The sequence below is a fragment of the Chlamydia sp. genome (assembly GCF_017472245.1).
GTDB lineage: Bacteria > Chlamydiota > Chlamydiia > Chlamydiales > Chlamydiaceae > Chlamydia.
Genome location: NZ_JAFUQR010000005.1, coordinates 14808 through 30192, shown reverse-complemented (window position 1 = coordinate 30192; position 15385 = coordinate 14808). Strand labels below are relative to the sequence as shown.

The window sequence follows — 15385 nt, the reverse complement described above, 5'->3', positions numbered from 1 at the left end:
GTTAGATTGATTGAAAGGAAGGCTTATTATAGCAATATACCCTCCTTTATTTTTTTTAGAAAGGAATCGGCTGAGGCACATCGGTTAAAACAATCACTATATCTTTTGATGGATGTTTAGAAGATATGATTTCTACCGCATGGAGTAAAGCCAGTTTAGCAGCTTCCATCCATCTTCTCCGTTTGCGCTCCTCCTGAGGAACAAAATCCGGAAAAGAAGCGAGGAGAGGAGTTTGAATAATATGACAGCCTTGGTTCAAAGCTTTTTCAAAACAATTTATATAAGCTCTACAACAATGATAATAACAATAGTCAACATTGTTCGCATAACAAGACGCTTTAGGAGCATATGCTTGCATAAACAGAACAGGCTTATTGTAGGTCGAAGTTTGGGAGTCCCATTGGGGAACTATAGAATAGTTATCTTCCCAGGCTGTTGAAGAGCATTCTCCTGGAAGTAGAATACCAGACTTAGGCTTGGACCGCTCCCAACACTTATCGGTAAGTACTACGGAAAATAAATCATTGACCCCTCTTCCTCCTTGTTCGCAAGAAGCTGAATGTGTACCGTTAACAACGGCTGCAGGTAACTCCGATTGGATTCTCAAAGATGCAGCTGGGCCAGATGTAGAAATGAACAGAGTTCGTGTCCCCGGCATATTCCATGCTTTGAATCGAGCTGAGGGATTTCTAAAAAGTAAGATCCTATCAGAAGAAAGGAAGTATGGAAAAAGAGAGGACGAATCTATGCGGTTCCAGTTAAGTAAAGTTTCTGCGATAGTGCCCTTTAACGGTTTAGGAGATTCTGGGGCCTCTTGCTCAAGAACTTCCGGAACGTCTTCAGAGGGAGTAGGGGAAGGAAGACTTTTGATCAGGCTTTTTTCTATCAGATGTCTTTTGTGAAGAAAAACATTTGTAATGAGAAGATAGATGCTGATTCCCAAAACAAACACAGAAACAATAGCTAAAGCTGGAAGGGAGGCAACAATTCCTATTAAGCAACCGACAAGCCCTAAGATAATTCCCACACTAGATAGAAGAGATGTAACCGAAGCTTCTTCACGCATCACAGTAACAAGTTCTCGATGAGTATGCGTAATGCCTTGTATTGCAGATAATGAAGTAGACATGGGGCCCTATTTATCAAAATTCAACCGAAGACTTTGGATGAAGGACTATCCCATGTAATAGGCAATGGAGCAGTTAAAAGGTTAATTTGACACAGCCGCCCTTAATACAACACTGACAAGCTAAACGCTCATGAGATGGCCCAGGTTCTCCTAAAAAATCTTGCTCGGCTTCGGAAAACTCCGACAAATTCTCTTCTCCCTCTAAAACTTCGACAACACATGTTCCACAAACCCCCTCGGCACAAGCCAAAGGAATGCCAACGCTTTCACAAACTTCGGCTATAGGGGAACCATCTTCTAGGTCGAACTCTTGAGTTTCACCATCCGCTGAAACAATGAGTTTAGCCATAAAATCTCCAGAGAAGAAAACAATTTCCTGTTCATAAAAGATCGGAGTAGAGGGATTCGAACCCCCGACCTATTGCTCCCAAAGCAACCGCGCTAACCAGGCTGCGCTATACTCCGAATAGGAAGTAGAAGCCACTGAAGTTATCATATAAGTTATATACTCGACAAGAGAAAGATAGTATAAATGAAAAATATTCTTCGAACTTCTTCTTGAAGATATAGTTCTTGCTGGGTATTCGTTCGGTATAATTGGGGGAATATTGTGAATAATTTTGGAAGAAGTTCTTGGAAAATTATAGGAATTCCTGGTTGTGTATTATTCACTTTAATATTTCCGCTTCCTCGTTGGTTGATTGATTTTGGCGTATGCGCGAATTTAGCGTGTTCTCTGTCGATGGTTTTTTGGGTGTTCTCACTTCGCTCCGTATCTTCTGCTAAAATCTTTCCTTCGCTTTTACTCTATCTCTGTTTACTTCGACTTGGATTAAATTTAGCTTCTACTCGATGGATTTTAGCTTCAGGATGGGCATCCCCTTTAATTTTTGCTTTAGGGAATTTTTTTTCTTTAGGTCGAGTGCCTGTTGCTCTTACAGCATGTTTACTATTGTTTTTAGTAAATTTTCTCGTAGTAACTAAAGGAGCTGAGCGTATAGCGGAGGTGCGAGCGCGATTCTCTTTAGAAGCTCTTCCAGGAAAGCAAATGTCTTTAGATGCTGACATTGCAGCGGGAAGAATTGGGTATGGAAGAGCTTCTGCTAAAAAGAGCTTTTTCCTAGAAGAGAGTGCGTATTTTTCTGCTATGGAGGGAGTTTTTCGCTTCGTAAAAGGCGATGCCATAATGAGTTGGATCTTATTGGGAGTCAATATTCTATCGGCCTTGTTTTTAAGACAGGATATTTCTGGTTACGACTTGTGGTTAACAGTACTAGGAGATGCTTTGGTTAGCCAAATCCCTGCATTGCTAACATCTTGTTCAGCAGCGACACTTATTGCCAAGGTTGGAGAAAAGGAGAGCTTAGCGCAGCATTTAGCCGATTATTATGAGCAATGCAGACCAAGTTTTCTTTTTATCGCTTTGATTTTATGTGGGATGTGTTGCGTTCCTGGGGCTCCTAAAATTTTGATATTAGGATTTTCTGCGCTCTTGTTGTTAGGATATAAGAAACCTCCCTCAGAAGAGCACTTATTATTCAAGAATGAGCGGGTAGAATTAGTCCTTGGGAGTCAAGCTCAAGAAGATATTACGAGCCTTTATGCAAAAGCTCGTAGTGAGATTTATCGAGAATTAGGAGTGATTTTTCCTGAGTCGAGCGTTATACATCACGTCAGTGGCGTTTCTTCTCGAATGATTTTTGCAGGGCAGGAAATTTCTCTAAAAGAGCTTTCTTTCTCTGCTCTGTTAGAGGCAATGAAAAGGTTAGCTTCTGAAACTGTTAATGAAAGTTTTGTTGCCCATTTAGTTGAAGAATTTCAAAAGAAATCTTTCTTATCGATAGAGGAAATTGTCCCAATTAAAATTTCAGAAAATTCTTTGATTTTTTTACTTAGGACCCTCGTTAAGGAGAATGTATCATTGCATTTGTTCCCTAAAATTCTTGAAGCTATTGATTTATTTAGTTCCCAAGCAAAAGATTCTCAGTCATTAGTAGAGTGCGTACGTAAATATTTAGGGAAACAGATTGGGTTATCTCTATGGAATAGAAAAGATGCTTTAAAGGTGATTACCGTTGATTCTCTGGTTGAGCAATTTGTGCGTGATTCTCAGGAGAAAGTTGCGTTAGATTTAAATGAGAAAGTGGTTTCTCAGGTTAGGAGTTTGTTGCAAGTTGGTGAAGGGGATTTCCGAGCTATTGTAACAGGAGCTGAAACGAGAAAAGAGCTGAAGCGCATAATCGATCCATATTTCCCAGATTTACTCGTTCTTGCTCATAGCGAGTTGCCAGAGGAGATCCCTATAACTTTGTTAGGAACCATTTCTGATGAAGTTTTATTATCTTAAAAAGAGTTATTTGTTAGGAATCGCCTATTAGTTACGTACGGGTAGATATTGTTTAAAAAATTTATTTGATTTAACCTTATTTTTTTAGTTTATAAAAGATTTTTTTCGTGAAGACTCAGGATCTCGCAGATACTTGGCAACTGTATTGGTCGACTAAAGAAGTCCAGCATAGGGATTTTTTGATCGAAGCTTACCTTCCTCTTGTGAAAAATGTAGCGCATCGGCTCGCATCAGGTATGCCTCCGCATGTGAAGATAGAGGATCTGTATGCTTCCGGAGTGGAGGGATTAGTTCGAGCTGTTGAGCGGTTTGATCCAGAAAAAAGTAAGCGATTTGAAAGTTATGCTCTTTTCGTTATTAAGGCGGCGATCATTGATGATCTGCGTAAACAGGATTGGGTGCCAAGAAGTGTTTATCAGAGAGCAAACAGATTAACTGATGCAATGGATTCATTGAGGCAGACTCTTGGAAAGGAGCCTACTGATGGAGATTTGTGTGAGTATTTGAATATTTCACAGCAGGAATTATCATATTGGTTTTCTTCCTCTCGACCAGCTCTTGTTCTTTCTCTGAACGATGATTTTTCCTCTCAAGATGATGATGAAGGTTTGGCTTTAGAAGAAAGAATTGCAGATGAACGAGCGGAAACCGGGTATGATGTTATTAAAAGAAAAGAAGCTATTTCTATTCTGACAGAAGCGCTGCTTTCTCTTGATGAGAAGGAGCAGCAAGTCATGGCTTTATACTATTATGACGATTTGGTGTTAAAAGAAATCGGGAAGATTTTAGGGGTCAGCGAATCTCGGGTTTCTCAAATTCACTCTAAAGCCTTATTAAAGTTACGGGGCACGTTATCGAGCCTGTTGTAGTAACTGGTTCTGAATAATCTTTTTTTGCTTTTCTTATTGCGCAATCTCATCCAAAGGGGCGTGGTATTCGGTAGAATATCTAGTGTAGCTTGCCTTGCTATAAAAAGAACAGGATGGATAAGATGTTGCCGGATAGTTTATAAGGACAGATTCTATGCAACAATTAATCGAAAGCCTTCGGAAACGGGGGATTTTAGATAATTCTTCCGCAGGGTTAGAAAATATAACTGCTCCTGTTTCTGCATATCTGGGCTTCGATCCGACGGCTCCTTCTTTACATATAGGACACTGGATTGGTGTTTGTTTTCTGCGTCGATTATTAGCATATGGAATTACGCCCGTCGCTCTTGTTGGAGGAGCAACAGGAATGATAGGGGACCCTTCAGGGAAAAGTGTAGAGCGCTCATTATTAGATCAAGCTCAAGTACTTGATAATACTGAAAAGATTATATCTGCCCTTGCTAGCTATTTACCTGGTGTTCGTATTGTCAACAATGCTGATTGGTTAGGATCTTTGAGCATGGTTGATTTTCTCAGAGATGTTGGGAAACATTTTCGTCTGGGCCCAATGTTAGCTAAAGATGTAGTGAAACAACGGGTGTATTCTGAGGAAGGGATCAGTTACACTGAGTTCAGTTACTTGTTATTACAGTCCTACGATTTTGCATATCTTTTCAAACAACATAATGTTGTATTGCAATGTGGAGGAAGTGATCAGTGGGGGAATATTACATCAGGAATCGACTATATTCGTCGGCGAGGATTGGGACAAGCCTACGGACTCACTTATCCTTTGCTAACTGATAGCAAAGGGAAGAAAATTGGGAAAACAGAATCTGGGACTGTTTGGTTGGATCCCACATTAACATCTTCTTACGAATTGTTTCAGTATTTCTTACGTTTACCAGATCAAGAAATCCCCAAAATAGTACGAACTCTCACTTTACTTGATAATGAAGAAGTTTTTGCTCTTGATAAGCGTCTAGTTACTGATCCACAAGTCGTAAAGAGATACGTTGCGGATATTATTGTTAAGGATGTTCACGGTGACGAGGGGTTAGCCCAGGCACAAGCTGCTACAGAAAGCTTTTTTGTTAGTAAGGGCAAGGAAATCTCTGAGTCAGAACTGGCTGCTTTAATTCAGTCTGGAGTTGGTGTTAAAGTTGCGCGAGCAGATGTGATAGGAAAGCGCTGGTTGGATATCGTTGTGCAACTTGGTTTTTGTGCTTCAAAAGGAGAGGCGAGAAGACTGATTCAGCAGCGGGGACTTTATATTAACCAAGAGCCTTTGATAGATGAGCAAGGCATTCTAGATGGTACACAGTTATGCTTTGGTCGGTATATTCTTATTTCCCAAGGGAAGAAGAAAAAACAGGTTATAGATCTTAACTAGATTAGGAGGGGGCAGTGGCTCCAAATACAGATATTGGGTTGATTGGTTTGGCTGTAATGGGCAAAAACCTTGTATTGAACATGATAGATAAAGGGTTTTCTGTCTCTGTTTATAATCGAAGCCCAGAGAAGACAAAGGCTTTCTTAGAAAATCATGGAGAGAATGGGGTTCTGCAAGGATTTTCTACGATTAAAGAGTTCGTTCAATCTTTGAAACGTCCTCGTAAGATTATGATGATGATCAAAGCGGGGGTTCCTGTTGATGAAATGATTGCCTCTCTTCTTCCTTTTTTGGAGGAAGGAGATGTTCTGATTGATGGGGGGAATAGTTATTACCTGGATTCCGAGCGTCGCTATGTCGATCTCAAAAAAGAACGAATTTTATTCGTCGGTATGGGAGTCTCTGGAGGGGAAGAAGGTGCTCGGAAGGGACCCTCTATTATGCCAGGAGGGAATGCTGATGCCTGGCCTATTATCGCTCCTATTTTTCAGTCAATAGCTGCTCAGGTTGATGGTAAACCTTGCTGTTCTTGGATTGGTGCAGGAGGAGCTGGGCATTTTGTGAAAGCAGTTCATAATGGTATAGAATATGGAGATATTCAGTTAATTTGTGAAACTTATGAGATATTGAAATCTCGTCTTCAATTTTCTTCTGAAGAGATAGGAGATATCTTTTCTAGATGGAATCAGACAGATCTGAATAGTTATCTCATAGGGGCTGCAGCTGCTGTGTTAATGGCAAAAGATGAGGATGGGAATCCTATAGCTTCAACTATTCTTGATGTGGCAGGACAGAAAGGGACAGGGCGTTGGGTTGCTGAAGATGCTATTGAAGCAGGGGTTCCTATGTCACTGATTATTGAGTCTGTTCTAGCTCGTTATCTGTCGACTTGGAAAGAGATTCGTAAGGAAGCTTCGTTGGAATTGCCCGGGATTCCGTTTCTTCATCATCCTCCACAAGAGACTTTATCGTTCATAGAAGATTTGAGAGAAGCCCTTTATGTAGCAAAGATTATCAGCTATGCTCAAGGATTTATGCTAATGAAGCAGGTCTCTGAGGAAAAAGGATGGAATCTGGATCTGGGTGAACTAGCTTTGATATGGCGCGGAGGTTGTATTATACAGAGCGTGTTCTTAGATAAAATTTATCAAGGATTTAGAGAAAGTCCAGATGCTCATTCGCTTATGTTACAAGATTATTTCAAAAAAGTTCTGTTCAACTCTGAAACGAGTTTCCGAAGGGCAGTTCTGCATGCTATTGGAGCTGGTGTAGCTATTCCTTGTCTATCGGCTGCTTTGTCATTTTATGATGGATATCGGACCGCAGATTCTCCTTTGTTTTTAGCGCAAGGATTGCGGGATTATTTCGGAGCTCACGGTTACGAGCGAAAGGATCGTCCTCGTGGAGAGTTTTACCACACAGATTGGTTAGGAACTAAGGAAACCGTAAGAGTTTAGAAGAAAAAAGCCCAGTTAAGGAGAAACTGGGCTTTTTTTTATAAAAAACTCAAAGAAGCCTTTATTCCATTTTAAGAACTTGGACGAAAGCTGTATTAGGAATAGATACTTTCCCAAATTCTTTCATTCGTTTCTTCCCTTTTTTCTGTTTTTCCCACAATTTACGTTTTCTTGTGATATCTCCTCCGTAGCATTTTGCTGTTACATTCTTTGCCAATGCACGAATAGTCTCTCTAGCAATAATTTTTTTATTGATAGCTGCTTGAATCGGAATTTTAAAGAGTTGGGGAGGGATAACTTCTACAAGTTTTTCACAGATACTTCTTCCCTTAGATTCTGCTTTGTCTCTGTGTACAAGACAAGAAAACGCATCCACGGTCTCATCGTTAATAAGAATTTCTAGTTTGATTATAGAACCTTTTTTGTAATCTCCAAGACGGTAATCAAAAGAACCGTATCCCTTAGTAACAGATTTGAGCTTATCGTTAAAATCAGAAACAATTTCGTTAAGAGGAAGTTCATACGAAAGAACAAGCCTATGTTGGTCAAGCATGTCTGTTTTTAAACAGACTCCGCGTTTATCCATACAAAGGCTCATGATATTGCTGAGATATTCTTGGGGAGTAATGATGTTTACATGAACCCAAGGCTCTTCCATATGCTCAATCAAAGCTGGGTCTGGGTATGCTGTTGGATTATCAATGAAAAGGGTTTTACCATTTTTGAAGACCACTTTATAGATAACACTAGGAGCTGTAGCAATAATATCAAGATCAAACTCTCGAGAAATTCTCTCGAAGATGATTTCTAAGTGAAGAAGACCTAAAAAACCACAACGGAATCCGAATCCAAGAGAGTGACTGCTCTCTTGCTCAATTGTAAGAGCTGAGTCATTAAGTTGTAACCGGCCTAAGGCATCTTTAAGGGTATCAAAATCCGAAGAATCTATAGGGTAAATCCCCGCAAATACTACGGGTTTAATTTCTTTAAACCCCTCTAAAGGCTCTTTGGCAGGATGCTTAACTGTGGTGACAGTATCCCCTATTTTTACATCTTTAACCTTTTTTAAGTTCGCAATGAAGTAACCTACTTGTCCTGCTCGTAAGGAGCCCTCTATTAAGGTTGCTTCTGGCAAGAATGCTCCGATTCCTAAAATTTCAAAGGAAGAGCCTTTAGTTGCCATAAAGGTAATACGATCACCTTTTTTGATTTCTCCACTAATGACGCGCACATAGACCATGATCCCAACATAAGGATCGTAATGAGAGTCAAAAATAAGAGCTTTGAGTTCTGTCTCTTGAGGAGGTTTTGGTGGTGGCACGAGCCTTATGATAGACTCTAAAATTTCTGGAATTCCTTGACCGGTTTTTGCTGAACAAGCGACAGCATTAGAGGTATCTAGCCCAATAAATTCTTCGATTTGTTTTTTTATTGCTTCGGGTTGGGCTGCAGGAAGGTCGATTTTGTTTAATACAGGAATGATTTCTAAATCGCGTTCTAATGCTAGATATACATTAGCTAGGCTTTGAGCCTGGACTCCTTGTGCAGCGTCAACGATAAGCAGAGCGCCTTCACAAGCTGCTAGAGACCGAGAAACTTCATAAGAAAAATCTACGTGACCAGGAGTATCTATCAGATTCAGTTCGTAAATTTCTCCCTCATATTCATACGTCATTGTGACTGGATGAGCTTTGATAGTAATACCACGCTCTCTTTCCAGATCCATAGAATCTAAAAGTTGTTCACGCATTTCTCGTTGCTCGATGGTACTTGTACTTTCTAGCAAGCGATCTGCGACAGTAGATTTTCCGTGGTCAATATGGGCAATGATAGAAAAATTACGAATGTTCTCAATTTTATACGGTTTCAAGGTTTTTAACCGGTTTCTGATTTGAATTTGAAAAAGATATGTTAACGAAATTGTGAGTTGTCTATCTAGAGAAAAGTAAATGTATTCTGAAGAGATTGTTCTGTGGAAGAAGCTTACAGGATAAAAGAAAAAGCCCCACTCGGAATGAATGGGGCCTTTTTAGAGAAAATTTAAAGAATATCTTTAAATACCCTCTACGGCAGGAGAAGCTTCCTTAGCTGTAGAAGAAGCAGCCTTCTCTGTAGCAGCTTCGGCTTCTGCCAATTCCCGATCTTTAGCAGCAGAAGCTGCCAAGAACAGTTTGTTCAGTTTGGTTGCGGATGTTAACCAGACCATGATGATCGCAAAGAGTGCTATAGCTAAGAACGGAGTCATAGCGCCGATACTTCCGCAAATAACCAAAAGACCTTGTTGAATTAAAGAGCCTCCTGATTTACCGAATCTAGCCGCAACAACGTCGATAGCAGCTTTCCCTTTAACTTTTTGTTCCTGATCCAAAGGAATGTAGGCCATTTCTTTAGTTGCATCAAAAAGGGCATACTTAGTTGATTTCGACAGAATATTTTGGACAGCTCCTACAATGACTGCTAGCATTAAAGGAGTCGTGCCCAAAGCTGCGACTAATCCAGTTGCATGGTCTCTGAAGATAACAAGAGCAAAGAAAACAGCTCCTGTTATGAGAACCATGATAGGCGTAACCAAAGCTCCTGTTAACCAGCCGAATCTACGGATAACGTTACCACCAATGAAAAGCATAACGATCACAGATACAACTCCAGTCCAGAAAGAGAAGTTCCCCATGAAAGCACTGTAATCATTAGGATTAGGGAATTGCATTTTAAGTTGGCTCTTCCAAGTTACTTCAACGAGGTTGATGCAGATTCCATAGCAAATAACCAAAACAGCAAGAAGTAACATGTAAGGAGATCTTAACAGATAAGAGAAGCTCTCACCCATGCTCATCTTAGGCTTAGATTTCTTAGCCTTTAGTTCTGCAGGATTATAGAATCTAGGATCCGTAAGCACATACCGGTTCATCCACCAATAGCTGGCAGAGATGATAGCGCAGGAGCAAAGAAACATAGCCATTAAGAAGTAAAGAGTAATTCCCCAAGGATCAACTCCTTCGCCGAGGCTTGCGCGTAGTTTAGAAGACCATATAATAGCTGGCCCAGAAATTAAGAGAGCAACATTGGCTCCAACTCCAAAAAGAGCGTAGAAGCGTTTAGCTTCACTAATTTTTGTAATTTCGTTAGCAAATCCCCAAAACATTAGAGAGAGCATAACGCTTCCCCAAAGTTCAGAAAGCACGTAGAATGCTGCAAATGTCCAGTTACGCAACATCGCAATGAAACCCATGAATCCCGAAGGGAGTATTGATTGCAATGTATCAGCGAAGGCTGTTGGGTGAAGAATGTGACGATACGGATAGATAAGTACAGGGAACAGTGCAAAAAATACGACGAAAGGTGAGAGCACTGCAAAGAAAAGAGCCTGTTTGCTCAAAATGTTGCTTAACTTGGCATAGATAAGCATGAACACAACAGCAGAAGGGACCACCAGCCATAATTTAATGAAAGGAATAGCTTCCGCCCCAGATCCCGGTGCTGTAACGATAAGAGTATCTTTTGTATCTCTCAAAATCGTGTAATTGAATGAAATACAGAAGAACATTAGGAACATTGGCAGAACTTTCTTTAGCTCATGCATGTGTATTGGCCAAATGAAAGAGCGCAATTTTCCAAAAGGTTTTTCCGCGGTTTGAGTCATATTTCACCCTCTGAAAAGCTTATGTTTATTGTTAAGTTTCCTTTGTTGATTAAATCAACGAACTTTAAAAGTAATTTCCTTCTGAGCATCACGATCCCTGGTTTTCTTTAATGCTCATTCCAGCTGAATTTTTACAATCACGTAGAGAAATAACACCCTCCTCTTGAGAAGCTGAAGGGTTGAAGTAAAAAATGACAGAAATTCAGCCTTTAGGAAAAGAGTATACCATCAAAGGACTCGGAAGGCAATAGAAAAGGGGGGGAGAGCCCAATGAGAGAAAAGGCTCCTTAGAAGAGCCCTCTAGAAAGATGATTTTATATCAGATATAAAAATTTTTATATTTTTATTCTACTGGTTGAGAAAGTGCTTCTACGTAAGCATTCCAAAGCTCCGTGCTCACTATATTATTACGAATGGAGCGAATAAGCTCTCTTTTTAGTGAAGGGAGAGGTTTCTTAGGACTGAACCGAGCTAGAAGATCCTTATCACCGACCTGACGGGCAAGTTCTAGGACTCGTTCAATATCAGTTTTGGTGAAGTTAACAAAGTCGCGACGCTTCTTGGAACCTCGAGGAGCCCGAGGTTTAGGACTGATAGATCTAGGGGTCATAGAGTCTATGACAAACGTTCTCAACATTTTTAGAAGCTGTTCCGGTGCAGAATTTTTCATCTTTTTTAAAGTGAAATGATGCATATATCCGCCTGTTGGTCCTGGGAGATAACGGCAAAGATCATTTTCTTTACTTCCGCCAACTTTATTGATCGCTTTCGCTATGAGCTGCTCTATTTCTTCTTGGATAGTAATCTGTGCCGTAGCCATGAATAGCTCCTTAATGGATGAATCTAGTTCTACAGATGATAGTTTTTACTTTATTAACTGTAATAGTCACTGACCTGTTTTTTTTCGATTTAATGTTCGGTCGAAATAAAAATCAATTAGTGTTTATCTTTTGGCGAATTTTATAGTGGTTTTTGGTTTTTTGCAATATCATTTTAGAGATTTTTTTGAGACTGACAAAAGAAATAAATATGCCTGATTGTTGGTTAGTAATGAGAATCTGTTTAGACAAAATTACTATTGTCATGAGATCTTTTATCTTTTTTTTGAGAATCATTTTCTATAGTGATTGTCTTTTTTATTGCTGTGTAGAAAGGCTGTTTAAGATTTACTTAGAATACCGGAGAGGGGTTTCTTTGAGTTGAGGATATAAATCCATCTTTGTTAAAAGTATCTTTGTGACATGGCTTTTGGCATTATTAGAGGGGGAATTGCGTAAAAGGTGCGTGTTTCCACAAAAAATTTGCGAAGTTGTCTTTCAATGGTTATGTCGCAACAAGTCGGGGATCTATACTTGTATTGTAATAGCAGGAGACTCGGCAGATTTTTATATCATTTTGAAAATAGTAAGAAACTCAGAGCTGGTTTCTCGCTTAGGCTATCTGGAGGCTCCTATGTCTTTTTTCCGTTTTAGAAAATATAAGCTGGTTATTAGAGGATTTTTATGTTTTGTGAGTTGTTGTTTACTGAATAGCTGCTCCTCTAATAAGGAAGATAAGCCAATTGATGAAAAAATCTACGTTTTGTCTATGAATCGTATGATTTATGATTGTGTCTCTCGTATAACAGGGGATCGAGTTAGAAATATTGTATTAATTGATGGCGCGATAGATCCTCATTCATATGAAATGGTTAAAGGAGATGAAGATCGAATGGCTCTGAGTCAGCTTATCTTTTGTAATGGTTTAGGGTTAGAGCATTCAGCAAGTTTACGCAAACATTTGGAAGGGAATCCTAAAGTGGTAGATTTAGGGTCTCGTTTACTTAATAACAAAAGTTTTGAACTTTTGAGTGAAAATGGATTCCCCGATCCACATATCTGGACAGATATGCAAGTATGGAGTGCCGCTGTAAAAGAGATGGCGGCAGCTCTTGTTCAAAAATTTCCTCAATATGCGGAAGAATTTCAGAGTAATGCGGATCGTATTTTGTCGGAAATGAAAGAGTTAGATCACTGGGCAGTGCGTTCTCTTGGGACTATTCCTGAGAAGAATCGTTACTTAGTAACTGGACACAACGCGTTTAGTTATTTTACTCGTCGATACCTGTCTTCTAGTGAAGAGCGTGAGTCTGGAGACTGGAAGAAGCGTTGCATATCTCCTGAGGGGCTTTCTCCTGAAGCCCAAATTAGTATTCGGGATATTATGCGAGTAGTGGAGTATATTTGTGTGAATGATGTGGGAGTCGTTTTTTTAGAGGATACGTTAAATCAGGATGCTTTACGAAAAATTGTTTGTTGTTCAAAGAGCGGGCAGAAGATTCGTTTAGCGAAGTCTCCTCTGTATAGTGACAACGTTTGCAATAATTATTTTGATACTTTTCAGCACAATGTTCGCACTATCACAGAGGAATTAGGAGGAACTGTTCTTGAATAAAGATAATACCATTGCATGGTCTGTAGAAGATCTTTGTGTCAATTATGATCACGCGGACGTCTTGTGTCATGTTGCTTTTTCTTTGCCAGTAGGATCAAAGGCGGCTATCATTGGACCCAATGGAGCGGGGAAAAGTACATTACTCAAGGCCTCTTTGGGACTTATTCGTGCTTCTTCTGGTCAAAGTTTATTTTTTGGTCAAAAATTCTCGAAGGTGCATCAAAGAATAGCATATATGCCTCAACGAGCGAGCGTGGATTGGGATTTTCCAATGACTGTCTTGGATCTCGTGTTGATGGGGTGTTATGGCTATAAAGGAATGTGGAATCGTATTTCCGCGGATGATCGTCGACAAGCAATGAATATTTTAGAGCAGGTTGGCTTAGAGTCTTTTGCGAATCGTCAGATTGGAAAACTTTCAGGAGGGCAACAACAAAGAGCATTTTTAGCCCGTTCATTAATGCAAAAAGCAGATCTATATCTTATGGATGAGCTTTTTTCTGCTATTGATATGGCTTCTTACCAAATGGTTGTGGATATTCTACAAGAATTAAAGAAGGAGGGGAAGACTATCGTAGTGATCCATCATGATTTAAGTAATGTTCGTAAGCTCTTTGATCATGTTATTTTGCTGAACAAGCATCTTATCTGTTCTGGGAGTGTAGAGGAATGCTTGACTAAAGAGGCCATTTTTCAGGCTTATGGGTGTGAACTTGAGCTCTTGGATTACACTCTCAAATTGTCTAGAGGAAGGTATCAAGGATCGTATTAGATGCTTAGTTGTCTATTTGAAGATACAATTTTTCTATCAAGTTTTTTGGCTGTTTCATTAATTTGCATGACGACAGCCTTGTGGGGGACAATTCTTTTAGTAGAAAGACGACCTTTGTTGAGTGAAAGTCTTTCCCATGCTTGTTATCCTGGTCTTTTGATAGGAGCTCTTCTTTCTTACAAAATACCTGTGTTTTCTGACTCTTTGTGGGTAATTATTTTTTTCGGTTGTTTGGCTTCTGTTTTGGGTTGTTTATGCATAGCGTTTTTAGAGAAAAAACTTTCCATGCATAAAGATTCTGCTTTATGTTTTATTCTAGTCTCCTTTTTTGGCATAGGAGTTATTCTTGTCAGCTATGTTAAAGATTGTTGTCCTCTTTTGTACAATAAGATCAATGCTTATTTGTATGGACAGGCTGCAACTTTAGGGTATGCTGAAGCTAAGATTGCTTTTGTAATTTTTTGTTTGTCTGCGCTTCTTTTGTGGTGGTGGTATCGACAGATCTCTGTGGCAATTTTTGATAAAGAATTTGCTTATTCTTGTGGATTAAGAACGCGTACATCAGAAATGGTGGTCCTTGTTTTTCTTTCGCTTGTCATAGTAAGTGGTGTCCGTGCTGTTGGTATTTTACTCATTTCTGCAATGTTTGTTGCTCCTCCTTTATCTGCTAGACAACTTTCTGATCGATTAAGCTCAATACTTATTGTGTCTAGCATTTTTGGAGGGATTTGTGGAGCTTTGGGATGTTATTTTTCTGTAGCGTTTACATGTCAAACTACTGTGGAAAATAAAATTTCTACAATTACCCTTCCAACAGGGCCTTTAGTTGTTTTTTTCGCTGGGGTGCTAGTTTTCTTATGTTTGATTTTTTCTTGGAAGACTGGTTGGGTTACGCGATATATTCGAAGACAATGGTTCCTATTTTTAAGAGATGAAGAGCATCTATTGAAAATTTTTTGGTATTTGCAAGAGCAGAACATCTTTCGCGTGAGCATGCGAGACTTTGTTCGTTCTAGAAAGTATCAGGAATATTTTGGGGTAAAAGCATTCCCTAGATTCAGAATATTTTTGCTGTGTAAAAAGGGTTTAGTATCTTGTTCAGAACATCGCTGGTCTTTGACGGATCAAGGATTAGCAAAGGCAGCTAAGTTAGTGCGAGCTCATAGACTGTGGGAGTCGTATCTCGTTAGTGAATTAGATTTTAATAAAAATAAGGTACACAATTTTGCTGAAGAGATGGAGCATGTTTTGACAGATGAATTAGATTCCACGCTTTCACAGATGTTACAGGATCCAGATTATGATCCGCATCAACGAGAGATTCCGAAACGAAAAGGGGAGTAAA

Annotated in this window: 12 protein-coding genes and 1 tRNA gene; 7 read left to right on the top strand and 6 right to left on the bottom strand. The window is 39.6% G+C overall.

Going from position 1 to position 15385, the window contains the following annotated elements; genetic code table 11:
* Positions 1-55 precede the first annotated feature (55 nt).
* From IJ490_RS01220 to IJ490_RS01210, 3 genes are all read right to left on the bottom strand, one after another.
* Positions 56-1129 (bottom strand): hypothetical protein, encoded by a 1074-nt coding sequence (locus IJ490_RS01220; protein ID WP_291892079.1) that lies wholly within the window; start codon positions 1127-1129, stop codon positions 56-58.
* 73 nt (positions 1130-1202) lie between these two features.
* Positions 1203-1478 carry a 2Fe-2S iron-sulfur cluster-binding protein gene (locus IJ490_RS01215; protein WP_291892075.1) on the bottom strand — a complete coding sequence of 92 codons (276 nt, stop codon included), beginning with the start codon at positions 1476-1478 and terminating at the stop codon, positions 1203-1205.
* A 41-nt stretch (positions 1479-1519) separates the two neighbouring features.
* Positions 1520-1594 (bottom strand) — tRNA-Pro (locus tag IJ490_RS01210).
* Between the two features lie 145 nt (positions 1595-1739).
* Between IJ490_RS01210 and IJ490_RS01205 the strand changes: the two genes are divergently transcribed.
* The 4 genes from IJ490_RS01205 to gnd all read left to right on the top strand — a co-directional run bounded on the left by IJ490_RS01205 (position 1740) and on the right by gnd (position 7195).
* Positions 1740-3476 (top strand): FHIPEP family type III secretion protein, encoded by a 1737-nt coding sequence (locus tag IJ490_RS01205; protein ID WP_291892072.1) that lies wholly within the window; start codon positions 1740-1742, stop codon positions 3474-3476.
* Positions 3477-3583: 107 nt separating this feature from the next.
* Positions 3584-4345 carry a FliA/WhiG family RNA polymerase sigma factor gene (locus IJ490_RS01200; RefSeq protein WP_291892069.1) on the top strand — a complete coding sequence of 254 codons (762 nt, stop codon included), beginning with the start codon at positions 3584-3586 and terminating at the stop codon, positions 4343-4345.
* A 154-nt stretch (positions 4346-4499) separates the two neighbouring features.
* Positions 4500-5738, top strand: a complete 1239-nt coding sequence (gene tyrS, locus IJ490_RS01195) for a tyrosine--tRNA ligase (protein WP_291892066.1) — start codon at positions 4500-4502, stop codon at positions 5736-5738.
* 14 nt (positions 5739-5752) lie between these two features.
* Positions 5753-7195, top strand: a complete 1443-nt coding sequence (gnd, locus tag IJ490_RS01190) for a decarboxylating NADP(+)-dependent phosphogluconate dehydrogenase (protein ID WP_291892061.1) — start codon at positions 5753-5755, stop codon at positions 7193-7195.
* 61 nt (positions 7196-7256) lie between these two features.
* Here gnd and lepA read toward each other — a convergent pair whose 3' ends face one another.
* The 3 genes from lepA to IJ490_RS01175 all read right to left on the bottom strand — a co-directional run bounded on the left by lepA (position 7257) and on the right by IJ490_RS01175 (position 11655).
* On the bottom strand, positions 7257-9065 hold the full coding sequence (lepA, locus tag IJ490_RS01185) for a translation elongation factor 4 (protein ID WP_291892058.1): 1809 nt from the start codon (positions 9063-9065) through the stop codon (positions 7257-7259).
* A 183-nt stretch (positions 9066-9248) separates the two neighbouring features.
* Complete coding sequence (gene npt1, locus IJ490_RS01180; protein ID WP_291892054.1) at positions 9249-10835, bottom strand: NTP/NDP exchange transporter Npt1; 1587 nt, start codon at positions 10833-10835, stop codon at positions 9249-9251.
* 343 nt (positions 10836-11178) lie between these two features.
* Positions 11179-11655: a hypothetical protein gene (locus tag IJ490_RS01175; RefSeq protein WP_291892051.1), complete on the bottom strand. Its 477-nt coding sequence runs from the start codon at positions 11653-11655 to the stop codon at positions 11179-11181.
* 632 nt (positions 11656-12287) lie between these two features.
* On the opposite strand from IJ490_RS01175, the gene IJ490_RS01170 reads away from it, so the two are divergent.
* From IJ490_RS01170 to IJ490_RS01160, 3 genes are read left to right on the top strand one after another with little or no spacing between them, the layout of a single operon-like run.
* On the top strand, positions 12288-13268 hold the full coding sequence (locus IJ490_RS01170; protein ID WP_291893078.1) for a zinc ABC transporter substrate-binding protein: 981 nt from the start codon (positions 12288-12290) through the stop codon (positions 13266-13268).
* Positions 13261-14040, top strand: a complete 780-nt coding sequence (locus IJ490_RS01165; protein ID WP_291892047.1) for a metal ABC transporter ATP-binding protein — start codon at positions 13261-13263, stop codon at positions 14038-14040. The genes IJ490_RS01170 and IJ490_RS01165 overlap by 8 nt, the downstream gene beginning before the upstream one ends.
* Positions 14041-15384, top strand: a complete 1344-nt coding sequence (locus IJ490_RS01160; RefSeq protein ID WP_291892044.1) for an iron chelate uptake ABC transporter family permease subunit — start codon at positions 14041-14043, stop codon at positions 15382-15384.
* The last annotated feature ends 1 nt before the right edge of the window (position 15385 follow it).